The sequence below is a fragment of the Streptococcus sp. 45 genome, assembly GCF_900108865.1.
Classification (GTDB): Bacteria; Bacillota; Bacilli; order Lactobacillales; family Streptococcaceae; genus Streptococcus; species Streptococcus ruminicola.
This window is the reverse complement of sequence record NZ_FNXZ01000001.1, coordinates 698236-722458: the sequence shown is the minus strand read 5'-3', so window position 1 is coordinate 722458 and position 24223 is coordinate 698236. Positions and strand designations below refer to the sequence as shown.

Below are 24223 nucleotides of genomic sequence, written 5' to 3'. Positions count from 1 at the left end.
CTGAGACGGTATTTGATTTCTTAAAAGTTATTGATTAACACTTTCAGAATCAGTCTCATCGTCTTCTTTACCTAAAAGCTGTGCCGCTTTGTTGTACACATAAGCATAAAGCCCCAAAAAGACAAGTGGCAAAACGATATTGAATGGTGAAAGTGGAATATTAAGATATACACTCAAGGCAAAGCTTGCAAGATTGTAAACAACAGTATAAATCAAGGCAATGCGGTAAGGTGATAAACTTGGAGCATTGTCTTTGATTTTTGATAAGTTTTTGAATGCTAAAACAGCTACAATGATGTTAACAACAAGAGCAATAACTGCAATGATAACAATGCCAACATTGGTAGAAGCTTCAAGAATTCGGAATTTCTCAGCATCAAGTTGTCCTTTAAACTTATCAAGGTTATTAACGACGATATAATGGCTAATAACACTCCAAACTTTGCTTAGCGCAGCAAGAACATTTACCCAAGCGATAAAAAGCGTCCAAGAACGCAAAGATTGACGAATTTTTTCATAAGAAACCATTTCAAACCTCCTAAAAACAATGGTAATCCTATTATGATAGTACAGATATTATAACACAATTTCCTTATATGTAAACACTTTTCTGTCAAGAGATGTTATATCAAGAAACCCTTTAGTTTCAAGGATTAAATCGTTTTAAGCCTCTAAATGTTTTAAGTGTAAAGCTATTCTATCATCTGAAAATTTATATTTATACAAAATAAATGCATAAGAAAAACTAGGAATTTAGTACAAAATTAACCTAGTTTTTTCTTTTTATTTTTTGAAAAATTGTTCGATATCTTCTTGAGTGATACCAATCATTGGATCAATAAATGGAAGATTTTCTTCTGTTAGACGGTATTCTTTGACGTTATCTGGTTTGTCTTCGTCAAAATCAAGGCTAAGTTGAACAACTTTTTCGGAATTTTCTTCTTCAACGTGAGCAGAAGAAGTTGCTTTATCTGGCTCATTTTTGCTTTCTTCTGCCTCGGCTGGATTTTCTATCGTTTCTGAGTTGTCAAGTTCTTCTGGATTTGCTGTGAAGCGTTGGACGAGGTAAGTCTTGCGTTTTGAACCTTCGTTTTTTATGGCGTAGTCAAAGGCAGCAATTTCTCCCAACATGACCAATTTGCTTTTAGAGCGGGTAATAGCTGTGTAAATCAGATTGCGTTGTAGAAGACGACGACTTTGGCGCGTGATTGGCAGAATAACTACTTGGAATTCACTCCCTTGTGATTTGTGGATGGACATGGCGTAGGCAAGCGTGATTTTGTGCCATTCGTTACGAGGGTAAATCACTTCTGTCCCATCAAAAGACATGTAGAGTTCATCTTGTTTGGATTCTGTGTATTTGGCAGGAATCAAGTCTGTGATATAGCCGATATCACCGTTAAAGACATTGAGTTCGGCGTCATTAATCAAATGAAGAACTTTGTCCCCTTTACGGAAATTCATATCACCAAAGGCAAATGATAATTGGTCACCGAGTGGATTAAGCAAATCTTGAATGATTGTATTGAGGCGGTTAATGCCGGCAGCACCACGGTACATAGGCGCAAGAATTTGAATTTCTTGAGGGCTAATGCCGCTTTTAATAGCTGCGCTGACAATTTTCGGAATCATCTCAGGAATATACTGGGCACCAGCTTCAAAGTAAGAACGGTCCGCTTTTTTCTGGGTAAAATCAGCTGGCAAGACGCCTTGTCTCATCTGATTAGCCAGTGTGACAATGGTTGAGTCTTCAGATTGCCTAAAGATTTTTGTCAGTGCTATTTGCGGCAGTGTTTTGATTTTAAGTAAATCAGCTAGCACTTGCCCAGGGCCAACGGATGGAAGTTGGTCGCTATCACCAACGATAATGACTTGAGTATTTGATGAAATGGAGCTAAAGAGCTGATTGGCTAGCCAAGTATCTACCATTGAAAATTCATCGATGATAATCAAATCACAGTCTAAATAATCATCCATGGCTTGATAATCATTGTCGCCGTTTAAGCCAAGATGACGGTGGATGGTTGCACTTGGAAGCCCAGTTAATTCGTTCATGCGACGTGCCGCGCGACCTGTTGGTGCAGCAAGAACAATTGGGATATCCTTCTTCTCTAAATCAATGCCGTGTAAATCAGCATAAGCAGCAATCAAACAGTTAATAACAGTTGTTTTACCAGTCCCTGGTCCACCAGTTAGAATGAAAACTTTGCTTTGAAGAGCTTCTTTAATGGCATTTTTTTGGACAGCGTCATAAGAAATGCCAAAGGCGTCTTCGATGTCTTCAATTTCTTCTTGTAAGTCTTGGTCTGAAAATTGTTTAGTTAATGGAGTATCAAGGATGCGTGTTAGATTTTTCTTGATACCAGCTTCGGCATAAAACAGTGTGTTATCAAAGATTTTTGTGCCGATGTTTTGCACCTTGTCTTCAGCGATAAGCGTAGATAATTCCTTAGCAACAGCAGCAGGGTCTAGCTCAATTTGGCGGGCTTCTTCCAAAATGGTAATAGCATTTTCTAGTAAATCACGCGCCTCAACGTAAGTATCCCCATTTTCAACCGAGGTTTCAAATAAGCTATGAACGAGTGCGGCACGAAAACGCTGCGGTGCATCTGCCTCAATCCCCAATTGTTCGGCGAGCTGGTCCGCAATTTTAAAGCCGATACCTTGAATATCTTCGACCAGTTGATAAGGATTTTCTTGGATAATCTCTAAACTTTCTTCCTTATAATGATTGAAAATATCAATAGCCACACGATTGGTTAAGCCGTATTCGGCAAGTTTTGAGAGGATTTGCTCAGTTCCGTAGTTGAGCTTTAATTTGGCAACAAAATTGTCACGATTTTCTTTAGATAGTCCTGAAATACTCTCGAGCTTACTTGGGTCTTCTAGAATTTTATCAATCGTATCATCACCATAGAGTTGGACAATTTTCTCAGCTGTCTTTTTACCGATGCCTTTAAAGTGGTCGCTTGAAAAGTACTTGATGAGTCCAGAAGACGTTGGTTTTGTTCGCTCGTATCGGGTAACTTTTAGCTGTTCACCATATTTTGGATGCTGGGTTAATTCTCCCCAGAAGGTGTAATTTTCACCTTCGATGACATCAGCAATGGTTCCTGTGACAATAATTTCAAAATCATCAAAGTCAGAATCGGTATCTTCGATTTCGAGTAATATGATTTTAAAGAAGTTACTGGCATTTTCAAAAATAATACGGTCAATAGTGCCAGAAAAGAAGTATTCCATAAGTCATCCTTACTTGATTGTTATAGTGGCTTTATTATATCATTCGCCAATGTGATAGACAAACATCGCATTAAAAAGACCTAACTCGTGTGAGTTAAGTCTTCGTTGAATTTAGTTGACGCCTCCAATTTTTGAGAGTGGCCAGAAGCGGAATTTGACTTCGCCGACGATAGCTGATTTTTTGAAGGAACCAACTTCACGGCTGTCTTTTGAAACGATGCGGTCATCTCCAAGCAAGAAATACTGATTTTTTGGAACTTTGACGGTAAATTCAGTGCTGCCGTCTTTAGCAGTGGTGAAGGCATCAGAGTTTTCAGCTAGTTGTTGGAATAAGGTGTTGTAAGAGTAAATGTCTTGTAAATCATCATCTTCAAAAGCTTTTTGGTACTTGTCCAGGTAAGGTTCACTTGTCTTTTTACCGTTGACGTAAAGAACATCATCTTTATAGGTAATGGTGTCACCTGGGAGTCCGATAACACGTTTAACGATTTCTTTGGTTTTGTTGCCTTCTTTTTCCTTAGCTACAACAATATCAAAGCGATCAATTTTGGCAGTTCTTAGAACGATTAGGCGTTCTCCATCAGCCAGTGTAGGGTCCATAGAATGACCGTCAACACTCACAGGCTGGATAAGGAAAAGACGAACAAGACCAAGAGCGATGAAAAAGAGGATAAAGGGTCCCCATTCTTTGATGAATTGTTTCATAATTGGTTCCTCGATGTTATTTTTTTAATAAATTTTGTGCTTTTTGGGTGTTTGCAAAGTGGAGCTTTGCAGTGTGTTCTAAACCAGGCATGCCGTAAGCTGCTAAAATTTGACTAGCTACTTTATCAGATTTGCTACCAGCACCACTTGGGAGTTTGTACTGTACTTCTTGGCTTAGCTTATCTAAATTCTCTAAGAAAAGGTTACGGGCGATAATGGAACTAACTGCGACAGCTAGGTATTTTCCTTCAGCCTTTTCTTCTAGCGTTAGAGGATTATCAAAGTGATTTACCTCATTTTTGAGGTATTTTTCGTAATTTTGACGGCTTGTAAACGCATCAATCACGATTTTTTCAGGTTTTACACCATCTTGCAGCAGCAGATAAATGGCTTGGTTATGAAGTGCAACCTTGACAGAGACAGCGTTATGCATCTTGCCTTTTCCGACGACTTGGTTGTATTTTTGAGGGGACAATAGCAGAGCTTTATGCTTGATTTTCTCTTCTAAGATTGGGGTGATTTGGCGAATTTTGCTATCTGTTAAATTCTTAGAATCATCGACACCAAGTTTCTTTAAAAGCGCGTGGTCATCAGGAGTTACAAAACTAGCAACAACCGCTAAGCCACCAAAGTAAGAACCGTTGCCAACTTCATCTGAGCCGATTAAAGGCATGGCTTGACCAGCCTTAGTATCTTGTGTGTCTTCTGACGCTTGATAGCCAAATTGGCTTGCGATTTCTTGTGCAGCATTTCCCTGAAAAACGACTTTACCAGAGGTGTACACAAGCACTGTGACGCCATTTACTTTTGCGGCAAAAGTGACGTAGGGATTATTGTTTGCGACTTGTTTGCCAGCCAGTGTTTTAGTGAGGTTTTGCAAGTCAGTTTTCCCTAGTTTCATAACAATTGTATTCATAATTTTATTGTAACATAAAAAGATGACAAGGTGGCAAAATAGCCTGTTGAAACTGGGATTTTCACGCTTTCATTTTACGAAATGTTTATTTTAAGGTATAATGTCAAGGAGGTGACTATATGGAAAGCAAAAATCGTTATAAATTCGTCTTTGGAGAAAAGTCGCTCACATTGACAACAGATAAGGATAACCTCTTTATGGAGGAAGTTGAGCGTGTAGCCAAAGAAAAATATAATACAATCAAAGAAAAATTACCACAAGCTGATAATGAAACGATTGCTATTTTGATGGCTCTCAATTCGCTTTCAACTCAGCTTAGTCGTGAGATTGAAGTTGAAAAAATGGAAAAAGAATTGACGGCTCTCCGTTCTGAGGCGATTGACGATATTAAGGAGAAAGCCAGCAAATCTGATTCTGATGAGGAATAATATATGTTATCAGTTTTTATTTTGCTGATTTTAGCTTGGCATTTTTACATTGGCTATTCACGTGGCATTATCTTGCAAGCTTATTATTTTGTAGCAAGTATTGTGTCATTAGTCGTGGCTAGCCGCTTTTATCAAGCATTGTCTGAAGAGATTACTTTATGGATTCCTTACTCAAATGCAGGGCAAGGTGCCAGCATGAATTTCTTCACGGACGTTAATATTTTTGATTTAGATAGAGTTTATTATGCTGGGGTGGCTTTCACAGCTATTTACATGCTGGTTTATGCCATCTTTCGTTTTATAGGGATTTTGGTGCATTTGGCACCAGTTCACCATTTTGATAGTGTCAAGCTTAATTGTTTTAGCGGTGTTTTAGCCGTTTTGGTAGCGCTAGTCTTTTTCGGTTTAGTCTTGACATTACTTGCAACAGTCCCAATGTCAATGGTTCAAAATCTTCTCTCAAGCAGCTGGATTGCACGTTTGATTATTAATTATTTCCAACCATTGACAGGTGTTATTAAGGCACTTTGGGTAACAGCCATTTTAGGATAAGAAGAAGGGCGTTTAGCCCTTATTTTTGTATGAACATGAGCGTGCTAAAAGAGCACTAGAATAAGGTAAGTTTTGGTATAATAGTGATATGAATAACAGAATTTTAGAACAGTTAGAATTTGATAAGGTCAAGCAACTTTTTGCTGGCTATTTACAAACTGAACAAGGGCAAGATGAATTGCGTAAGCTTGCTCCAATGACAGATTCTGACCGTATCTCACGTTCTTTTGCTGAAATGTCAGATATGGAGCAGATTTTTGTTGAGCAACATGGCTTTGGTTTAGGCAGTTTACGTGATATTTCTGAAAGCATGCGCCGCTTGGAATTAGATGCGGATGTCAATGTTTCAGAGATTATTGATATTAAGAAAATCTTGCAAGTATCAGCAGAAGTTAAGCATTTCTATAATGATTTGGAAAATGTTAACTTGACGGCTTTAAATACTCTTTTTGAGAAAATTGAACTTTTGCCAAGTCTGCAAGGAAGTTTACAAGCCATTAACGATGGTGGATTTATTGAGAATTTTGCAAGTCATGAATTAGACCGAATTCGTCGTCAAATCAATCATGATGAAAGCAGAGTTCGTCAAGTCTTGCAGGACATTTTGAAAAAGCAAGCTGACCATTTGACAGAGACTTTGATTGCTAGCCGTAATGGACGTGCGGTTTTGCCGGTGAAAAATAGCTACCGCAATCGCATTTCAGGGGTTGTGCATGATATCTCAGCATCAGGAAGTACGGTTTATATTGAGCCGCGTGCTGTGGTGCAATTAAATGAAGAAATCACACAATTACGCGCAGATGAACGCCATGAAATGGCTCGTATTTTACGCGAATTGTCAAATATGCTTCGCCCTCATACTAATATTATTCGAAATAATGCTTGGGTTTTGGGGCATTTGGATTTTGTGCGTGCAAAATTCCTCTTCATGCAAGAAAATAAAGCAGTTGTCCCGCAGTTATCCACAGATAAAACTGTGCAACTCTTGCAAGCTCGTCACCCGCTGTTGACAAATCCAGTCGCAAATGACTTGCATTTCTTAGATGAATTGACAGTTATCGTCATCACTGGTCCAAATACTGGTGGTAAAACCGTCATGTTGAAAACTTTGGGATTAGCGCAGCTTATGGCGCAATCAGGTCTACCAATTCTTGCTGACAAAGGTAGTAAAGTGGCTGTTTTCAATGAGATTTTTGCTGATATCGGTGATGAACAATCTATCGAGCAAAGCTTGTCAACATTCTCAAGCCATATGACAAATATTGTGGATATCTTGGCGGCAGCTGATAAAGATAGCTTGGTTCTTGTGGATGAATTGGGGGCAGGGACTGACCCACAAGAAGGAGCAAGTCTTGCCATTTCTATCTTGGAACATTTGCGTTTGACGCAAGTCAAAACCATGGCGACAACCCACTATCCTGAGTTGAAAGCTTACGGTATCGAGACAGAGTTTGTTGAAAATGCCAGCATGGAATTTGACACAGAGACTTTGAGCCCGACTTATCATTTCATGCAAGGTGTGCCAGGACGCTCAAATGCATTTGAAATTGCCCGCCGACTTGGTCTTGCTGAAGTGATTGTCAATGAAGCAGAGCGTTTGACGGATTCTGATACGGATGTTAACCGCATCATCGAACGTTTGGAAGAACAAACGCATGAAAGTCGTAAACGTCTTGACCATATCAAAGAAGTTGAACAAGATAACCTTAAATTCAATCGTGCAGTCAAGAAACTTTACAACGAATTCTCACATGCCAAAGATAAAGAACTTGAAAAAGCTTCTGCTAAGGCACAAGAAATTGTGGATAAAGCCATGGCTGAAAGTGAAGAAATCCTTAAAAATCTTCACCACAAAGCAAGCCTTAAACCACATGAAGTTATTGAAGCTAAAAGTCAGTTGAAAAAATTGGCGCCTGAAGTTGATTTATCGAAAAATAAAGTTCTTAAGAAAGCTAAGAAATTGCGTGCACCGCGCGTGGGTGATGATATTATCGTCACAGCTTATGGTCAACGCGGAACCTTGATTAACCAAACGAAAAACGGTAAATGGGAAGCGCAAGTTGGTCTCATTAAGATGACGCTTAAAGAAGACGAATTTAGCCTTGTCAAAGTTCAAGAAGAAGCGCAAAAACCTAAGAAAAAACAAGTTCATGTGGTTAAGAAAAGCAAGAAATCTGCTGGACCACGTGCGCGACTTGATTTGCGTGGCAAACGCTACGAAGAAGCCATGCAAGAATTGGACGAATTTATCGACCAAGCCTTGCTTAACAACATGGCTCAAGTCGATATCATTCACGGTATCGGAACAGGTGTTATCCGTGAAGGTGTCACAAAATACCTTCGTCGCAACAAGCACGTCAAATCATTTGGCTATGCCCCACAAAACGCAGGTGGCAGCGGATGTACCATTGCAAATTTAGGTTAATGAAACTGAAAATAAAAAACTCTTCCCATATTGGGAAGAGTTTTTGTATGTAGAAAATGCAAATAATTTATTTTTGTCCAAGCAGGATCATTTGGTCAATCGCATGACGAGCACCTTTGATAGTGTCTTCGTCAAGCTCAATCTCTTCACCTGCTCGTCCAAGTAAACAGTTGTAAATATCAGCTAGAGTTGTCATTTTCATGTTGTGACAAACACATTCAGTTGATAGAAGGTAGAAGCGTTTATCAGGGCATTCAAATTGTAAATGCTCAACAATACTGCTTTCAGTACCAATGATAAATTCTTTGTCAGTGCTATTTTTAGCGTAAGCCATGATTTCTGTAGTACTTCCAGCAAAATCTGCCAACTCAGTAACCTCAGCTAGACATTCTGGGTGAACCAGTACTTTAGCATTTGGGTGAGCTTCACGTGCTCTGAGCACATCGCGTTTACGCATGCGCATGTGTGTCGGACAACCACCTTTGAAAAATTCAAATTGCTTATCAGGACATTGTTCAGCGACCCATTGCCCAAGATTGCGGTCAGGGACAAAAAGGATTTTATCGTTGTCAATGTTGTTGATAATTTTAACAGCTGAAGAAGATGTGACGCAGACATCGACCATTGTTTTCACTTCTGAAGTGGTGTTGATATAAGCAACGGTAGTGTAGTCTGGGTGAGCATCTTTTAGCCAAGTAACGATTTTTTTATCAATTTGAGCGGCCATTGGGCAACCAGCCATTGGGTTTGCTAGAAGAGCTGTTTTTTCCGGTGATAAAACTTTAACGGTTTCTGCCATAAAGCGCACCCCACACATCATGATGGTATCTTGTGGTGCTTTGGCAGCATATTTACTTAAAGCAAAAGAATCGCCTACAAAATCGGCAACTTCCCAAATGTCGTGACTTTGGTAGGCGTGTGCTAAAATACAAACCCCTTTTTCTTTTTTGAGACGTAAAATTTCGTCTTGCATCTCTCTTGTATTCATTATATGTTTATGGGATCCTCCTAGGATTGTCTTAGTTATATATTATAGTACCGAGTCAAGAAGGTGTCAAGACACCTGCAAATAAATTTTAGTTAGGTGTCTTGTCAGGTGTCTTGATTGGTGGTAAAATATGTTCTAAGTCGTATGATTTTAATTGATAAGAGTTGATTGAAAAAGTTCCTAAAGACTGATTTAAGTAAGCCTCGCATTGATATCATACAGAAAATGAGAAGTTTATGCTTAGGTCAGTTGATGATGGTATTCTAGGATTTCTTTTTTTATCTGACTCGCCAAATGGATTGTTTATTCAACAATCGTTAAAAAAGAAGGTTTGTATGAAAACAAATGTACTTATTGTCGGTAGTGGTTGTTCAGGACTTTATACGGCCCTTAATTTGCCACAAGAACTTCAAATTACTATTATCTCTAAAGATACATTAGAACACAGTGATTCATTTTTAGCTCAAGGTGGTATCTGTATGTTAAAAGATGATTCAGATTACGACTCATTCTTTGAAGATACTTTGCGTGCTGGTCACTACAAAAATGACAAGGTTTCTGTTGATTTGATGATTAAGTCATCACCTGATGTTATCAAAGATTTGATTGGTTACGGTGTTGATTTTCAACGTGATGAAAATGGTAACCTTGCTTTCACTCGTGAAGGTGCTCACTCTGATAAACGTATTCTTTTTTACCAAGATACTACAGGTAAAGAAATCACAAGTAGACTGTTAGCTGCGGTCAAAAAACGTCCAAATATTACCTTGATGGAACACACTTGTCTTCTTGATATCTTGGAAGAAGATAACCGTTGTTATGGTGGTGTGGTCCGTCTTGGAAATGGTGATTTGCAAAAAATCACAGCTGATGTGACTGTACTTGCCAGTGGTGGTGTAGGTGGTTTGTACAAAAACAGTACTAACTTCAAGCATTTGACTGGTGATGCGCTAGCTATTTCCCTAAAACATGATATTGAGCTTAAGGACATGTCTTATGTACAAATTCACCCAACAACCCTTTACCAAGAAAATCCAAAAGAACGTTCATTCTTGATTTCTGAGTCCGTTCGTGGTGAAGGAGCTCTTCTTTACGATAAAAATATGAATCGTTTTGTCGATGAATTGCAACCGCGTGATGTGGTAGCACAAGCCATTTTAAAACAAATGGAAAAAGACGGGACAGACCACGTCTGGGAAGATTTGCGTACCATTCCGAAAAAAGAATTGGAAGAACATTTCCCAAATATCTTGGCACACTGTCGTGAGGCTGGTTACGACCCATTCACAGAATGTATTCCAGTTGTGCCAGCACAGCATTATTTCATGGGTGGTATCAAGGTTAATCACCATAGTAAGACAAGTATGGACTTCCTTTATGCCGTTGGTGAAACAGCTTGTAATGGGGTTCACGGTCAAAACCGTTTAGCAAGTAATTCTCTTCTTGAAAGTCTTGTTTTTGCAAAACGTGCAGCTAAGGACTTGGTTGCTAAGTATGAGAGTGTATCAGTGCTTCCAAAAACTTTGGCTGAGCTTGATTTGCTAGATTATCAAGATGACGATATCTTGGCAGACGACTATAAAAAAATAGTTGTTGAAAAATTAACAGAAAATAATCAACTAGAAACTGTTATCGGTTAATGGTTGTGAGATATGAGAAAGGATAATGATGTTAGATCCAATTACCCTAAAATTAAATGTTGATCCGTTGATTTTGAGCGCTCTTTCAGAAGACATCAATAACGAAGACGTGTCAACTAACAGTGTCATGCCAGAAAATGTAGCTGGTCAAGTTGACTTGATTTGTAAAGAAGATGGGATTATCTGTGGACTTCCTGTTTTCGAGCGCGTTTTTTATTTGCTTGACCCACAAACAAAGTTTGACGTTTTGGTGAAAGATGGCGACGCTGTTAAGGCGGGACAAAAGCTTGGCACAGTCTACGGTGACATCCGTGTGCTCCTCTCAGGAGAACGCACAGCACTGAACTATCTGCAACGCATGAGTGGGATTGCCACTTACACCCATGAAATGGCTGAGCTTCTAAAAGATAGTCCAATCACGCTTCTTGATTCACGTAAGACCACACCTAATAACCGTATTTTTGAAAAATACGCTGTTAAAATCGGTGGCGGTAAAAACCATCGTTACAACTTGTCTGACGGTGTCCTTTTGAAAGATAATCACATCGGTGCTGCTGGTGGTGTTAAAGAAGCTGTTCTTGCTGCCAAAGCTTATGCACCATCTGTCCGCAAAATTGAAATTGAAGTGGAAACACTTGAGATGGTTAAAGAAGCAGTTGAAGCGGGTGCTGATATTATCATGCTTGATAACATGGACCATGACCAAATGCAAGAAGCTGTTGCTTTGATTGCAGGCAGAGCAGAAATTGAAATTTCTGGTAATGTGACTAAGGCTAATGTCGCTTCTTACTTGGACTTGGACGTTCAGTACGTCTCAAGTGGTGCCCTTACTCACTCCGCTAAAATCTTGGATTTATCTCTTAAAAATCTGCATCCTGTTGATAAATAAGTGGATAAGTTTTAAGGCAAAAAATTATTGTTCAAAAAAATCCCCAGCTCGATTGAGTTGGGGATTTTGTGTTGATAACTAAAAAAGAAATAGTAAGAATCCACAGATAAGGCCGATAAGATAACCAGCTGCAACATCATGCGGGTAGTGAACCCCACCTAGCACACGACAAAAAGCAATGACAAGCGATAAAATCAGTAAAATAACACCTAAAAAGCTTGATTGTGTCAGCACAGCCACGCTAATGATGCTAGCAGAAAAGACATGACGACTTGGAAAAGAGTGCCCCTTAGTATCTTTAGGAATGAGTGGTGTGATGTTCCAAGTCTCATAAGGACGTGGGGCATTAAGCAGGTGGCGACCAAGTGACACCAAGATAAATGATAGCCCTGGGATAAGAATGAAAATAGGAAGTTTGTCAGGAGTGTTGATAAAAAGGTGGATAAGAAGAAGTGGGTAAACCAGATACATAACTTTGGTTAATAAACTGTTGATAACTTGTAAGCTGCGAATAGCTGCTGGTTTATCTTGAAAAGTTTTTGTTAGCTTGTTATAAAATTCAGCGTAATTTTTCATAAGAATCCTCTATCTAATAATAGTTTTATTATAGCATACGAGCATGCCAGATAAGGAAAATGAGAAGACTTTCAAAAAAATCATTTTCCGTAGCAATTAGTTGTCAAAATGGTAAATTTCCCGTAAAATAGGCTCATAAACTAATAGAAAAGGAAAAAGAACTTTGGGATGCTAGGCTGATTCGTATCCGTTTTTTCATGAAAAACAAGTCAGTCCATCTGGGAGTTCAAGGTAATTACATTATGGCACACAATATTACTGATGCTACATTCGAAGCAGAAACAAATGAAGGTCTTGTCCTTGTTGACTTTTGGGCAACTTGGTGTGGTCCATGTTTGATGCAAGCTCCAATCTTGGAACAGTTGTCAGAAGAAATGGACGAAGACGAACTTAAAATCGTTAAAATCGATGTTGATGAAAACCCAGAAACAGCTCAAAAATTTGGTATCATGTCAATCCCAACATTGCTTTTCAAAAAAGATGGCGAAGTTGTGAAACAAGTCGCTGGTGTTCACACTAAAGACCAAATCAAAGCAATCGTTGCTGAATTGAGCTAATCAATTTTTATAGACGATGAACTCCCGATGTTTTCGGGAGTTTTTTGGTGTTAGAAATAGTATAATGGTAAAAAAGCTAAAGAAAAGGATTTTAGGAGGACGTGAGATGAATTTCTATAATTTAGATTACATTACGCAGCATCAGTCTTTTAATCTGGTTTTGAGGTCTGTGATTTTGATTGTCTTGCTTGCTATTGTGATGCTGACAAGTCTACACTACATGCGAAATAGGCTGAAGACGCGTCTTCGCGATATTAGTATTGGTATCGTGGTGTTGATGTTCATTCTTCTGGGGATTCAAGTTGAAGATTACATGCAAAATAACCATGATTTTTCGCAGTCACAAGTTCTTGTCAAATTCATCAAAAGTGTGGCTACGGATAATGATTTAAAACCTGAGGATGTCTTAGTCAATTCAACAACCTTAAAAGATGGTATCATCGTTCGTTATAATAAGGAAGACTACACTGTTCATCTGAATGATGATAATAATTCTTACACACTTGAGCGCACACACGTGATTGACCACCGTGTTTACGTTAATGGAGGAAAGTAGCCGATGAATATGTACGTGTTGATAAGTATCAAATTTTTCCTAGGAATTTTAGCGACGATTTTACAGATTAACGTTCTCGGAAAATATGAATTTTCAGCAAACACACCGTTAAATCAGATTCAAAACTTTGTCCTCGGTGGCATTATCGGTGGTGTGATTTACAATAGTTCGATTTCCATTTCAACCTTTTTGATTATTTTGCTGATCTGGTCTTTGGTAGTCATTGTCGTAAAACTCTTGATTAATAATAAATACATTAAATCTATCGTTGTTGGAAATCCAGTAATTTTGATAAAAGATGGCAAGGTGAATGTGGAAAATTGTGCAAAACTAGGCGTTACAGCAGATCAGCTGATGCTCCATTTGAGAATGGAAGGTTTGAATTCGACTCAAGATGTGAAGAGTGCCATTATGGAGCCAAATGGCAAGCTAACGATTCTAGATAAAAATTCGGAAAATCCGAAGTTTCCACTGATTAGCAATGGTCGCATTAATTATGATGTCTTAGAATTAATCAATCAGGATGAAGAGTGGCTGCTAGAAAAACTTAAGGAACAAAATATTGATAACCCTAGAGAAATCTTTTTAGCTGAATACTTAAATGGAAAATTGTACCTGGTTCCCTATTCAGAAAAATAAAATTGATAAAATCACCAAATTTTCTGGTGGTTTTTCTTTTCTTTTTCGAATAAATAAGTAGGAGGAAAAGAGATGCGACTTGTAACGATTTTTGGCTTGTTATTGCTAGCCTTTTTATTTCATTGTGGGGATGCTAAAGCTGAAACGGCAGATAATATTCAATTTGTAAGTCTTGATGAGGTCAAGGGGAAAATGGCAGCTAAAGAAGATTTTTATTTGCTGATTGGTCGACTTGATAATGTTGATACTCAAAATGCTTTAGACAGACTCAGTCAAATTGACCAAGTGATTTATTGCCTTGATACCAAAGATATTGATTATGTTGCTTACAAAAAATTTGCCAAGAAATACAATATCAGAACCATGACACACTTGGCACATTTTCGTGGAAAGTATCAGTTTGCAGTAGCTAATGTCCTAACAGCTGACCTAGCAGGATTTTTCGCGGTTTAAGCTAAAATCTGTTAACTTCTTTAAAATTTGTTATACTAAAGCTGACATAAAAACACATCGCAGTTGGTAGTCTGTGAGTACAACATGTATCAGTAACCTTCCCCTTCCGAGGTCGTCCATTGTCAATTTTTTTAAGGAGGGGCTGTTATGAAAATGACAGTATATTTTGATGGGGCATTTTGGTCGGCTTTGATTGAATTTACGGATTCGAAGAAACGTTACAAGGCTTTTCGTTATGTGTTTGGTAAAGAACCAAAGGATGATGATATTCTAAACTTTATTGATGTTTCTTTGGTAAAATGGCTGCGCAGGTATGATAAGGTCGAAGTAAGCTCTGAGTTTTCAGCGCCAGCTATTTCACAGAAAAAACGAAATCCAAAACGGGTGCAACGTGATATCAATAAGGCAAAGTGTAAGCCTGTGGTGTCAACGAAAGCTCAGCTTGCTATGCAGGAAATGCGTGAGGAAGTCAAGAAAGCTCAAAAGTCTAAGCAAAAGGTGAAACGTGAGCTAGAAAAGGAACGAAAATACTTGCTTAGGCAAGAAAAGCGTCATCAGAAAAAGCGGGGACATTGAAAAGAAAAAAGTTTAAGCTTTCTATAAGAAAAAATTCAGCTTTACTTAAGCTAGTCTGGCTATACTATAGTCAATCCTAAATAAACTTTCTTTTTCATAGTTGTAGCAGCTGTTGACATAAAGTAGCTGTTGCGAATCTCCTAGAAATTCCAGATTTTAAATCTGGAATTTTTTGTATGTAAAAGGATTTGGTGTTTTTTTCTAAGCTGTTAAAAGATTGTGAATAACGAAAAAAGCACCCTTTATCTTGGTGTATAGGGTGCTTTTCTTATGCCTAGAATATTAATTCTATTTTCCTTGGTGTTGACTATTTAATCAAGATATTCTTTGATTGCGGTATCAGTTGCGATACGTCCAAATGTGAAGATGTCTGTTAGTGAGTTACCACCGAGTCGGTTACCTGCGTGAAGACCACCTGCAACTTCACCAGCAGCAAAGAGACCTTTGATGATTTTGCCATCTTCGTTGATGACATGGGCGTGAGTATCGATTTTTAGACCACCCATCGTGTGGTGTGTGGCTGGTTTACGTGGTGTTGCGTAGAATGGTGCTTTTTCGACTTTAAGGTCGAAGGCACCTTTGTCAAATTCAGGGTCATGCCCAGCGTCAACGTATGAATTGTAATTGGTGATTGTTTCTACCAAAGTAGCGGGGTCAATGTTGATTTGTTCTGCCAATTCTTCCAAGGTATCAGCTTTAAAGAGGGTACCTGCTTCAACTTGGGCATCAATTTTTTCTTGACTAGTGTTGTAGGCTGTTTCTTTGATATTTTCATCGGCGATAAGATAGAAGAGACCTCCGTTGTCAATAGCTGCTTGTGATAATTGGTCACGGCTACCGTATTCATCGACGAAGCGTTTACCTTTGGTGTTGACCATGATAAAGTTTGCTGGAGGTACTTGAAGCCCTGTGAAAAGTGCACCAGTAACTGGGTCTGATACGGGCATCATTTGGCTGAATCCCATACCGACAAGGTCTGCACCAACAGATTGACCAAGTAGGATACCGTCACCAGTTGCAGCAGGGGTATTTGAAGTGGCAATATTATCATCAATTTCTGACCAGTAAGTGTTGTATTTTTGGAGCATTTTAGTATTGGCTGCAAATCCACCTGTTGTCAAAATCACAGCTTTACCATTGACGGTAATAGTTTGTCCATTGCGTCCGCTACCTTTGACACCTGTGACGACACCATCAGTTACAACGAGTTCTTTAACCTGGGTATCTGTTAGAATGATTCCTCCGTTTTTCAAAACGAAATCTTTCAAAACAGCGATGTAGGCAACGCCCATTGGAACTTTTGGTTTATGACCACGACGCCAAATAGCACCAACTGGCATAGTTACCTCGTCACGTAGAAATTCGACACCGATATTTTCCAACCAACGAACAGATTCAAGAGCATGTTCTGTTAGAACACGAATAAGTTCATAATTACCGTGGATTTCATGCCCTTTGAGGTCTTTACGTTTACCGCCAAGATAAGTTTGGATACGGTAGAGAAGTTTTGAGTCAAAAAGATAAGTTGGGTCTTTGAGGTATTCTTCAATTTCAGACTTAAGGGCACGGAAATCTGGTAAGAATTCTGGGTCGATAGTTGCCTCATCAATATCATGCAATTCTTGCAGATTGTGGGCTTCACCAGGATTAGCAGGAAATGTATTTTGCCAAGCAGGATCAGGGGCATTCATTGGACCACCAGCGCGGACAGTGTTTCCGCCGACAGCTGGGAATTTTTCAACGAGAATGACTTTTTTACCAGCTTGAAGGGCGCGAGCAGCTGCAGTAAGTCCAGCACCTCCACCGCCGACAATGACAAGTTCTGTTTCGTAAGTTTTGTCTTCTTTATCAAGAGCTGAAGGAGCTTTTGGACGTGAACGAAGGGCGTCAGGATTAGCACCAGCTTGGCGCACTGCACGCGCGACTCCATTTAGGACACCTTTTGAAGTGACTGAAGCTCCAGAAATAGCATCGACATTCAAGGTTTGTCCTTCGATGATTTCATCTGGAATACGGGTGAAGACCACGTCAGCAATACCGCCAGTTTCACCAGAAGAATCAATATCAATAGCTTCAATGCGGTCCTCTGACAAAGTCACAGACATTGGTAAATCACCGTTGTGACCGACAGTAGTGACGTGATAAGTACCAGGTTCAAATCGTACGTCTTCGGGTTGGTTGAGCTGATTAGCAATATTGGCAAAGCGAATAAAGCGGAAGAAGCAAGATTCTAAGAAATCAATGGTTCCTTGGTCTTTAAGGTCGCCATTTTCATCAAAGGCATGTTGGACACGCCCAAGTAAAAATTCACTACCAGGCATGACAACGGCGTTAACTCCTGGGGCGTCTAGAATTTGACGTAGATGAAGTTGAGCGCGTGAAGAGCCTTGAACATCATAAGAAGCTCCCACAATCATAATTGGCTTGCCTGTCAAAGGATGAATGTTAAATGACAACCATTCGATAAGACTATTTAGGCTTGATGGAATGGTGTGATTGTGTTCTGGTGTAGCGATGATAACCCCATCAGCTTCAGTGATTTTAGTGTTGAAAGTTTGGATAACAGCAGACTCTGTTTGGTCATTAGTTTCATTAAACATTGGAACATCAGTGATTTCCAGAATCTCAATGTCTGCTTCTTTGGCAAAATGTTTTGCCATGTATTTGAGTAGAAGTCGGTTGTATGAGTGTTTGGCATTTGTTCCGACGATGGCAACTAATTTCATAATAAACCTCCTAGTCTTTTTCCCAAGCAAAAGCTTTTTTACGGTTGGTATTAGCTTTGCTGACAACTTGATTGGTAATATTTACAAAAGCTAGAAATTCCTTGAAATTATCTTCAAGTTCAGCGACTTTTTCAGGATTATTGAGATTAAAATTGTCATCTAACACTTGTTCGGAATGACCAAGAAGAAATTCTGTGCCAGGCATGATGCGGGCTTTCAATTCAGGGGCATCCAAGATTTGACGAAGATGTGCTTGTGCGCGTGATGTTCCTAGTGCTCCAAGAGAAGCTCCCACGATCATGGTTGGTTTATTGATTAGCGCGCGACTTGTGTAGGCAATCCATTCAAGAGCAGAAGATAGCGGTGCTGGAATGGTATGGTCATACTCAGGTGTAGCGATGATAACCCCGTCTGCGCTAGCAATTTTTTCAGAAAATGCAGCAACAACAGCAGGAGCAATCTTATCCTCAGGTTCATTGAAGGCAGGCAAATCCTTGATTTCAAGCAGTTCAATGTCGGCCACATCAGCAAAATGCTTAGCCATAAATTTTAACAACTTACGGTTGGTAGAACGCTCAGAATTCGTTCCGACAATAGCAACTAATTTCATATAATCTACTCCTTTTTTACAAATTGTTACTTTCATCATACTCTTTTTTAAGAATAATTGAAAACGTTTTTGGTCAGGGAAGTGAAAAAATACCTAAAAATAGTAACATAGTATCGTTTTGAAGAAATTAAAGTTGTAGTTGAATTTTTCAAAGTCTCCAAGACATCAGCTTTTTGAGGGAGTTTTGCATTATTTTATTGACAATGATTCTAGAAAATGATATTTTCAAGGAGAATTTTAATGACAGAAGAAAAGTTTGGAATTGATACTCTTGAATATGAAATTAATCATCAAGAGTTAGATGGTGAATCCGCTGCAGGTGCTCGCACGGCAATTCGTATGACAGTTCAAGGACGTTGTGGCTATATTTTTACAACGTCTTATGAATGTACATCGCCTAATGTACGTTGTGGATAGAATGTATGTTTAAGGGGGGATAAAATGGAGGAAATTATTGGAACACTTGAGTTTTATGCTCCTGTTATTCTATTAGGAATTCTATTAATATCGATTGTTTATATTATGAAAACTTATAAGAATCGAAAATAATTTGCAATCACGTTGCTACAAGCAGCGTGATTTTTTAGTTTCTGTGATGACTTAAAATTTATATGCTGCTTAATTACTAATGGCAAATATGCGCGAAATACTCATGTGTTTCGGGAAAAGTCTTTTTATAATGTATTTGTATAAAGACTGGGAGGAATTTGTTATGTCACACTTGATAGTAAGTCATGTTAATAAACACTTTGGGAAAGGTGAGAGTTTCGTTCAAGCTTTGTCTGATATTAATTTTACAGTCGAACAGGGTGAGTTTGTAGCGATAATGGGTTCTAGTGGAAGTGGAAAAACCACTTTATTAAATTGTATTTCGACAATTGATAAACCAACTTCAGGAGATATCACTTTTGATGGCTTTGATATTGTTAACGCTAAAGATGATCAATTAGCTGACTATCGCTCTCACAATATTTCTTATATTTTCCAATCTTATAACTTAGTTGAAACTTTAACAGTTTATGAGAATATCATATTACCACTACAGATAAAAGGAGAAAGGGTAAATTCTCATAAAGAAGATATCGATACTATTTTAGAGAAATTATCTATTCAGACATTAAAAAATAAATTTCCTAATCAACTTTCTGGAGGACAAAGGCAGCGTGTAGCAACAGCAAGGGCGCTGGTTGATCAGTCAAGCTTATTGATTGCTGATGAACCTACTGGAGCTTTAGATTCAGCTAACTCAGAAAATTTGATGCTGCTTCTACAGGAAATTAATAAAAGTTTTAGAATAACCATTTTATTGGTTACACATGATCCAGCTGCGGCAAAATATTCATCGAGGATGCTATTGTTAAAAGATGGCCAAATTATGGAAGATGTAACTCGAAATGGAATGTCAAATGATGAGTATCTCGAAGTTATTTATAGTAAAACACGCTAGAAAGTGAGAGTTAATATGTATCCAAAATTGATTGTTCGTAATGTTATTAGAAATCTTCAGACTTACACGATCTATTTTCTTAGTTTAACACTTATTTATAGTTTGCTTTATGCCTTTAATGCCTTGCCACAGCACCCAGTTATGCAAAGTTTATCTGGTGCAAAGCAGATGTTGACAACTATTATGACGCAATATATGGGATTGTTATCATATGTTGTTTTAGTAGCCGTTGGATTTCTAGTTATTTATTCAACAAATTTTGTCTTAGGACGCCGAAAAAAAGAGTTGGGATTATATGCTACGCTTGGAATGAAAAAGCGTCAGATTGTCGTAACGCTTTTTTGTGAAACTTTAATTGTCAATTTTGTTGCTTTATTGGTTGGTTTGATTGTTGGGTTGGTCGTTCTTGTTGCATTAGCATATGTCGCATCGGATTTTTTTATGGGCAATTACTTCGGTAGTATGTTCTTTGTAGATGCACCGTCAATTATGCTATTGCTCATTTCCTATTTTGTGATTTGTGTTGTTATTTTTTTGATGGATATGATGACATTTAGGAAAAAGAGGATTATTAGTTTAATCCAAGAAACTAATGCTAAATCGCCATTTTTAGTTCATGGGAATCAAACTCTTCAAGTCGCGCTTTTCATTATTACAACGTTAATTATTGTAATAGGTTGTCTCTTTTTTGCAGACTATCATCACTTGAGTATTTTGAAGAAAAGTGGGATTTTGTTGATTACAATTTTTGTGATAACGGTTATTCTATTTTATAATTCACTGAGTCAGTTTGTTCTAAAGCTGGTTGCTTTATTGCCATCAATTTATTTTAAAAAGTATAACACATTTAAAATTCGTCAATTTTCTAAACAGGCTGATTACAATGCGGTTACTTTGGCAGTATTGTCAATGTGTCTGACACTAGCTTTGACGTTATTAGTCTTTAGTGGTAGTTCGTATTCTACTATGAACAAGTTGATTAAGGATTATTCTCCTTACGACCTTTCTATCAATTTGTACCGTGGAGAGTCGTATCATTATCCAAATGAAACAGTGAAAGATAGGTTGAAAGCAGATGGCTTTGATTTTTCAGTTGTAAAGGAAGAATTGGAGTACACTACATATAGAAGTAATCTGACTTATAAAGATATCATTGATACAAGCCAATTATGGGAACACGATAAAGATTTACCTAAAACTAAAGTTCCTATTTTAAGTTTGTCAGACTATAACCGGTTGTTAGCATTACAAGGTAAGAAAGCAATTAGTTTACCAGATGATGGTTATATTGTTAATGCTAATTATGATGGTACTATTAAGCAAATTAAGTCGTTTTTAGCATCAGGAAAGATTTTGATGATTAATCAAACACCCCTTAAATTAGCTTCACAAAAAGCATTTAAGACTGTTTATTTCTTATCTTCGGTTGGAACTAATGATTCAGGTACAATTATTGTTCCGGATAAGGTAACCAAAACTTTAACAGTAGATTCAACTACTTATGTTGCCAATTATAAGAAAAATACTGATAAGAGAAAGATTGAAATATTTTTAGAACAGTGGATTGAAGGGCATTATTTTACGCTTAATGGTGAAGAAATCAACGATTTTACCTATCAGACTAAAGTTCGATTAGCTGAACTTTATCTTGGATTTATGGGAGTCATTGTTTTTGTTTTAATTTTCGTCGGTGTTGTATTTATGATAATTTCGTTCAGTATTTTGTCATTGCAGACCTCAACAAGTACTTTAGAGAGTGTCAATGATTATAAAATACTGTATTTATTAGGAAATCGAGAAAAAGACAACAAAATGATTCTGTTACAACAAATATTATCTTATTTTGGAATACCATTTATTTTGGCAATTCCATTAAGTGTAGCATTGAGTCGTAGCTTACTTGGCTATTTTGAAAATTTTGCTAATACCGTTATTATTTTAGATATGAGGTATCTTTTGTTAACGGCGGCATTATTAGGGATTTATCTCATTTTTACCTATCAAATTTGTTGGAGATTAACCAAAATATCATCGTGATGCATTAGCTGAAACCGGAATGATTTTTTCATCATTCTGGTTTTATGCTATAATGAAAAAAATATTTAAAGGGTTACGATTTATGAAAAATATAGTCAAAAAGATTTCGGAAAATTCTTTGGTGATGTGGTGGTTTACATTGTTAAACCATTTAGCTTTATTGATTTATATCTATTATAAAATTCCAATAAATTATTCCATAGGTTTTATATCAAGAATTTCATTAGCCATTGTTATAGTGCTAGTTGCTTCTAGTTACATTTGCAATGCTGTCAAGTTTAAGAGTAGTGGGCTGAAATTGTGTTTAATACTTTTGATGTTTTTGATTAGTTGGGAATCAATCATTAATCAAACAGCATCAAGCACGCTGTTTCATTTTTTTAATATCTTACATCCGATAAATTTATTTTTGCTAGTATATAGTTCGATATCAATTATACTTCTTGGCGAAAAGATTGGTGAAGAATTGTTTTTTGCGGTGTCAATATTAATGGCTGTCACCACAGTATTTTTCTTTATTAAGCAATCAACATTTATTTTTTTATCGCTTTTTACATCATTTTTTATAACGTTAACACCATTGTTATTACTTATCATTTATGGTAAAGAGTTGAAAAGTCTTTTTAAATATCAACGTAGAAATTTAAAGATTTTAGCAATTGTTTTACCATTATCCTATGTGGTTATTTATTCTAATACCATAGGTACTGATTGGTTAAATTTATTTTGGTATATTGATATTGCATTAATACTTTTTTTCTTACATTTAAGTGCTATTTTTAAAACTTTTCAGCGAAAAATAGAAAAAATAAAGATGACCTATATAAAAGCATTCTTCAGTACATTTGTTTTAATTACAGTTTTCATGATGTTTATATTCGTTGTACTGCAACTGGATTTGAAAATTAGTTATTTATTCTTAAATCTACTCATGTTTACTTTTGGTCTGTTTATCAAAGAGGGAATTCGGTTATTTAAAGCATCAGATGTGTTATCGCTAAAAGAGTATTTTGAAATTTTATTTTTAAAGAAACACTTAATTGTAGAAAATTTATTGACTGAAGAGACAAAAGAACATCAATTTTCTGAGTTCTTGCATAATGAAATTTTACAAAGCGTTATGGCGATAAAAAATTTCAATAAATACAGCCAAAATAGTAAATTTGGAAATCAGATTAATATGATTACTGAGGATTTAATTGGTACACTTCGAGAACGCATGGATTATTATCAGCCGATGATTTCAGATAATTTTTCGCTATCTGATGACTATCGTTCCTTAGTAAATCGAATCTTGAAACGTTACAATAGCAGTAAAGAAGTTCACCTCAATTTTCCACCAACTTTTTCATTGCTTACACCATATGATAAAATTGTCTACCGTTTTGTTGAAGAGTTAGTTACTAATGCTGTGAAGTATTCTTCTACAGATGATATTAATTTATCATTGGATATTGTGAACGATAGGATTACACTTTGCACGAAAAATTTGTGCCAGGATAGCACAAAGTCTGATGGATATGGCTTGAAAAATTTAAATAAGCGTTTAATTATTTTAGGGGGAAATTTGGAGATTGAGAAGAAGGGGCAACTATTTTCTGTAAAAGTCTCTCTTCCAATTGACAAGGAGATTTGTTATGAAAATTTTATTAATTGATGATCATAAACTTTTTAGTCAGAGTATAAAGATGGTTTTAGAATTGTCAGATGAAGTTGAACGTGTTGACATTCTGGAAGGTTTCCAATCAGTAGATGAAATAGCGGTTGATTGCTATGATATTTTATTAGTCGATATTAATTTGACAAGTATTTATCAGGATGATGGACTTGCTTTGGCTAAGGAAATAATTGATAGTCATCCTAATGCTAAAGTTGTGATTTTAACTGGATATAGTAAAAAGATTTATGAGCACCGAGCTAAAGTTATGGGGACATCTGGTTTCTTAGATAAGAGTATTGACCCTGATGATCTCATTAAAAAATTGGTGAGGGTTAATCAAGGTGATAAGATTTTTTCTAATGAAGAAATTTTGGATATTTTAACTCCACGCGAAGTTGAAATATTAGACTTAGTGAGAAACGGACAGACAATTGATGAGATTTGTAGCAAAATCTATCTAAGCAAGCGAACAATATCTAACCACCTTGGAAGTATTTTTTCGAAATTAGCGGTTTCTAACCGACAAGAAGCTATTCATAAAGCTGAACAGTTAGGGTATTTTTCCCCAGATTAAGTAAACAAAAAGCAGGGATTCCATAT

The 24223-nt window shown here is 37.2% G+C and carries 23 protein-coding genes; 15 read left to right on the top strand and 8 right to left on the bottom strand.

What is annotated here, in order from left to right:
* Positions 1-27: 27 nt before the first annotated feature.
* The 4 genes from BMX18_RS03520 to rnhC form a co-directional block, all read right to left on the bottom strand.
* Entirely contained in the window at positions 28-528 is a 501-nt protein-coding gene (locus BMX18_RS03520; protein WP_074602888.1) for a hypothetical protein, read from the bottom strand.
* Positions 529-783: 255 nt separating this feature from the next.
* Entirely contained in the window at positions 784-3243 is a 2460-nt protein-coding gene (locus BMX18_RS03515; protein ID WP_093815103.1) for an SF1B family DNA helicase RecD2, read from the bottom strand.
* Between the two features lie 111 nt (positions 3244-3354).
* Positions 3355-3948, bottom strand: coding sequence for a signal peptidase I (lepB, locus tag BMX18_RS03510; RefSeq protein WP_093815101.1), 594 nt, complete (start codon positions 3946-3948; stop codon positions 3355-3357).
* Between the two features lie 16 nt (positions 3949-3964).
* Positions 3965-4864 carry a ribonuclease HIII gene (gene rnhC / locus BMX18_RS03505; protein WP_093815099.1) on the bottom strand — a complete coding sequence of 300 codons (900 nt, stop codon included), beginning with the start codon at positions 4862-4864 and terminating at the stop codon, positions 3965-3967.
* A 119-nt stretch (positions 4865-4983) separates the two neighbouring features.
* Here rnhC and zapA point away from each other — a divergent pair, with 119 nt between their 5' ends.
* The 3 genes from zapA (at position 4984) to BMX18_RS03490 (ending at position 8269) form a co-directional block, all read left to right on the top strand.
* A complete protein-coding gene (gene zapA / locus BMX18_RS03500) occupies positions 4984-5292 on the top strand; it encodes a cell division protein ZapA (protein ID WP_006531956.1) in 309 nt (102 codons plus the stop codon).
* Positions 5293-5295: 3 nt separating this feature from the next.
* Entirely contained in the window at positions 5296-5844 is a 549-nt protein-coding gene (locus BMX18_RS03495) for a CvpA family protein (RefSeq protein ID WP_093815097.1), read from the top strand.
* Positions 5845-5932: 88 nt separating this feature from the next.
* Positions 5933-8269, top strand: coding sequence for an endonuclease MutS2 (locus BMX18_RS03490; RefSeq protein WP_093815095.1), 2337 nt, complete (start codon positions 5933-5935; stop codon positions 8267-8269).
* A 67-nt stretch (positions 8270-8336) separates the two neighbouring features.
* On the opposite strand, the gene nadA is transcribed toward BMX18_RS03490, so the two are convergent.
* Positions 8337-9257, bottom strand: a complete 921-nt coding sequence (gene nadA / locus BMX18_RS03485) for a quinolinate synthase NadA (RefSeq protein ID WP_074560883.1) — start codon at positions 9255-9257, stop codon at positions 8337-8339.
* Between the two features lie 335 nt (positions 9258-9592).
* Between nadA and BMX18_RS03480 the strand changes: the two genes are divergently transcribed.
* Positions 9593-10897: an L-aspartate oxidase gene (locus BMX18_RS03480; protein WP_093815162.1), complete on the top strand. Its 1305-nt coding sequence runs from the start codon at positions 9593-9595 to the stop codon at positions 10895-10897.
* A gap of 28 nt (positions 10898-10925) precedes the next feature.
* The gene (nadC, locus tag BMX18_RS03475; RefSeq protein ID WP_093815160.1) at positions 10926-11786 is read left to right on the top strand and encodes a carboxylating nicotinate-nucleotide diphosphorylase; all 861 of its coding nucleotides are present in this window, start codon (positions 10926-10928) and stop codon (positions 11784-11786) included.
* A 78-nt stretch (positions 11787-11864) separates the two neighbouring features.
* On the opposite strand, the gene BMX18_RS03470 is transcribed toward nadC, so the two are convergent.
* Complete coding sequence (locus BMX18_RS03470) at positions 11865-12362, bottom strand: phosphatase PAP2 family protein (protein ID WP_074482560.1); 498 nt, start codon at positions 12360-12362, stop codon at positions 11865-11867.
* A gap of 242 nt (positions 12363-12604) precedes the next feature.
* Here BMX18_RS03470 and trxA point away from each other — a divergent pair, with 242 nt between their 5' ends.
* From trxA to BMX18_RS03445, 5 genes are all read left to right on the top strand, one after another.
* Complete coding sequence (gene trxA, locus BMX18_RS03465) at positions 12605-12919, top strand: thioredoxin (protein ID WP_015695637.1); 315 nt, start codon at positions 12605-12607, stop codon at positions 12917-12919.
* Positions 12920-13025: 106 nt separating this feature from the next.
* Positions 13026-13475 carry a DUF3290 domain-containing protein gene (locus BMX18_RS03460; protein WP_074482559.1) on the top strand — a complete coding sequence of 150 codons (450 nt, stop codon included), beginning with the start codon at positions 13026-13028 and terminating at the stop codon, positions 13473-13475.
* Between the two features lie 3 nt (positions 13476-13478).
* Positions 13479-14114: a DUF421 domain-containing protein gene (locus BMX18_RS03455; RefSeq protein WP_093815093.1), complete on the top strand. Its 636-nt coding sequence runs from the start codon at positions 13479-13481 to the stop codon at positions 14112-14114.
* Between the two features lie 72 nt (positions 14115-14186).
* On the top strand, positions 14187-14567 hold the full coding sequence (locus tag BMX18_RS03450) for a hypothetical protein (RefSeq protein ID WP_074564402.1): 381 nt from the start codon (positions 14187-14189) through the stop codon (positions 14565-14567).
* Positions 14568-14714: 147 nt separating this feature from the next.
* Entirely contained in the window at positions 14715-15143 is a 429-nt protein-coding gene (locus BMX18_RS03445) for a YjdF family protein (protein WP_074868508.1), read from the top strand.
* Between the two features lie 311 nt (positions 15144-15454).
* Here the strand turns inward: BMX18_RS03445 and BMX18_RS03440 are convergent, their stop codons facing one another.
* On the bottom strand, positions 15455-17869 hold the full coding sequence (locus BMX18_RS03440; RefSeq protein ID WP_093815091.1) for a flavocytochrome c: 2415 nt from the start codon (positions 17867-17869) through the stop codon (positions 15455-15457).
* A 10-nt stretch (positions 17870-17879) separates the two neighbouring features.
* Positions 17880-18479 (bottom strand): NADPH-dependent FMN reductase, encoded by a 600-nt coding sequence (locus BMX18_RS03435; protein WP_093815089.1) that lies wholly within the window; start codon positions 18477-18479, stop codon positions 17880-17882.
* Positions 18480-18719: 240 nt separating this feature from the next.
* On the opposite strand from BMX18_RS03435, the gene slmA reads away from it, so the two are divergent.
* The 5 genes from slmA to BMX18_RS03410 all read left to right on the top strand — a co-directional run bounded on the left by slmA (position 18720) and on the right by BMX18_RS03410 (position 24197).
* Positions 18720-18896 carry a salivaricin M family lantibiotic gene (gene slmA, locus BMX18_RS03430; protein WP_093815087.1) on the top strand — a complete coding sequence of 59 codons (177 nt, stop codon included), beginning with the start codon at positions 18720-18722 and terminating at the stop codon, positions 18894-18896.
* A gap of 295 nt (positions 18897-19191) precedes the next feature.
* Positions 19192-19926, top strand: a complete 735-nt coding sequence (locus BMX18_RS03425) for an ABC transporter ATP-binding protein (protein ID WP_093815085.1) — start codon at positions 19192-19194, stop codon at positions 19924-19926.
* A gap of 15 nt (positions 19927-19941) precedes the next feature.
* Entirely contained in the window at positions 19942-21963 is a 2022-nt protein-coding gene (locus BMX18_RS03420) for an FtsX-like permease family protein (RefSeq protein ID WP_074965013.1), read from the top strand.
* A gap of 52 nt (positions 21964-22015) precedes the next feature.
* Positions 22016-23620, top strand: coding sequence for a sensor histidine kinase (locus BMX18_RS03415; protein ID WP_257609178.1), 1605 nt, complete (start codon positions 22016-22018; stop codon positions 23618-23620).
* Positions 23601-24197, top strand: coding sequence for a response regulator transcription factor (locus BMX18_RS03410; RefSeq protein ID WP_074868494.1), 597 nt, complete (start codon positions 23601-23603; stop codon positions 24195-24197). The genes BMX18_RS03415 and BMX18_RS03410 overlap by 20 nt, the downstream gene beginning before the upstream one ends.
* Positions 24198-24223 lie beyond the last annotated feature (26 nt).

Excerpts from the sequence above, each read along its gene's own strand:
- lepB (WP_093815101.1), bottom strand. The coding sequence starts at position 3,948 with ATGAAACAATTCATCAAAGAATGGGGACCCTTTATCCTCTTTTTCATC.
- BMX18_RS03445 (WP_074868508.1), top strand. The coding sequence starts at position 14,715 with ATGAAAATGACAGTATATTTTGATGGGGCATTTTGGTCGGCTTTGATT.
- BMX18_RS03495 (WP_093815097.1), top strand. The coding sequence starts at position 5,296 with ATGTTATCAGTTTTTATTTTGCTGATTTTAGCTTGGCATTTTTACATT.
- BMX18_RS03435 (WP_093815089.1), bottom strand. The coding sequence starts at position 18,479 with ATGAAATTAGTTGCTATTGTCGGAACGAATTCTGAGCGTTCTACCAAC.
- BMX18_RS03420 (WP_074965013.1), top strand. The coding sequence starts at position 19,942 with ATGTATCCAAAATTGATTGTTCGTAATGTTATTAGAAATCTTCAGACT.
- BMX18_RS03515 (WP_093815103.1), bottom strand. The coding sequence starts at position 3,243 with ATGGAATACTTCTTTTCTGGCACTATTGACCGTATTATTTTTGAAAAT.
- BMX18_RS03470 (WP_074482560.1), bottom strand. The coding sequence starts at position 12,362 with ATGAAAAATTACGCTGAATTTTATAACAAGCTAACAAAAACTTTTCAA.
- BMX18_RS03490 (WP_093815095.1), top strand. The coding sequence starts at position 5,933 with ATGAATAACAGAATTTTAGAACAGTTAGAATTTGATAAGGTCAAGCAA.
- BMX18_RS03425 (WP_093815085.1), top strand. The coding sequence starts at position 19,192 with ATGTCACACTTGATAGTAAGTCATGTTAATAAACACTTTGGGAAAGGT.
- BMX18_RS03410 (WP_074868494.1), top strand. The coding sequence starts at position 23,601 with ATGAAAATTTTATTAATTGATGATCATAAACTTTTTAGTCAGAGTATA.
- BMX18_RS03520 (WP_074602888.1), bottom strand. The coding sequence starts at position 528 with ATGGTTTCTTATGAAAAAATTCGTCAATCTTTGCGTTCTTGGACGCTT.
- nadC (WP_093815160.1), top strand. The coding sequence starts at position 10,926 with ATGTTAGATCCAATTACCCTAAAATTAAATGTTGATCCGTTGATTTTG.
- rnhC (WP_093815099.1), bottom strand. The coding sequence starts at position 4,864 with ATGAATACAATTGTTATGAAACTAGGGAAAACTGACTTGCAAAACCTC.
- BMX18_RS03480 (WP_093815162.1), top strand. The coding sequence starts at position 9,593 with ATGAAAACAAATGTACTTATTGTCGGTAGTGGTTGTTCAGGACTTTAT.
- BMX18_RS03455 (WP_093815093.1), top strand. The coding sequence starts at position 13,479 with ATGAATATGTACGTGTTGATAAGTATCAAATTTTTCCTAGGAATTTTA.
- BMX18_RS03440 (WP_093815091.1), bottom strand. The coding sequence starts at position 17,869 with ATGAAATTAGTTGCCATCGTCGGAACAAATGCCAAACACTCATACAAC.
- trxA (WP_015695637.1), top strand. The coding sequence starts at position 12,605 with ATGGCACACAATATTACTGATGCTACATTCGAAGCAGAAACAAATGAA.
- zapA (WP_006531956.1), top strand. The coding sequence starts at position 4,984 with ATGGAAAGCAAAAATCGTTATAAATTCGTCTTTGGAGAAAAGTCGCTC.
- nadA (WP_074560883.1), bottom strand. The coding sequence starts at position 9,257 with ATGAATACAAGAGAGATGCAAGACGAAATTTTACGTCTCAAAAAAGAA.
- BMX18_RS03460 (WP_074482559.1), top strand. The coding sequence starts at position 13,026 with ATGAATTTCTATAATTTAGATTACATTACGCAGCATCAGTCTTTTAAT.
- BMX18_RS03450 (WP_074564402.1), top strand. The coding sequence starts at position 14,187 with ATGCGACTTGTAACGATTTTTGGCTTGTTATTGCTAGCCTTTTTATTT.
- BMX18_RS03415 (WP_257609178.1), top strand. The coding sequence starts at position 22,016 with ATGAAAAAAATATTTAAAGGGTTACGATTTATGAAAAATATAGTCAAA.
- slmA (WP_093815087.1), top strand. The coding sequence starts at position 18,720 with ATGACAGAAGAAAAGTTTGGAATTGATACTCTTGAATATGAAATTAAT.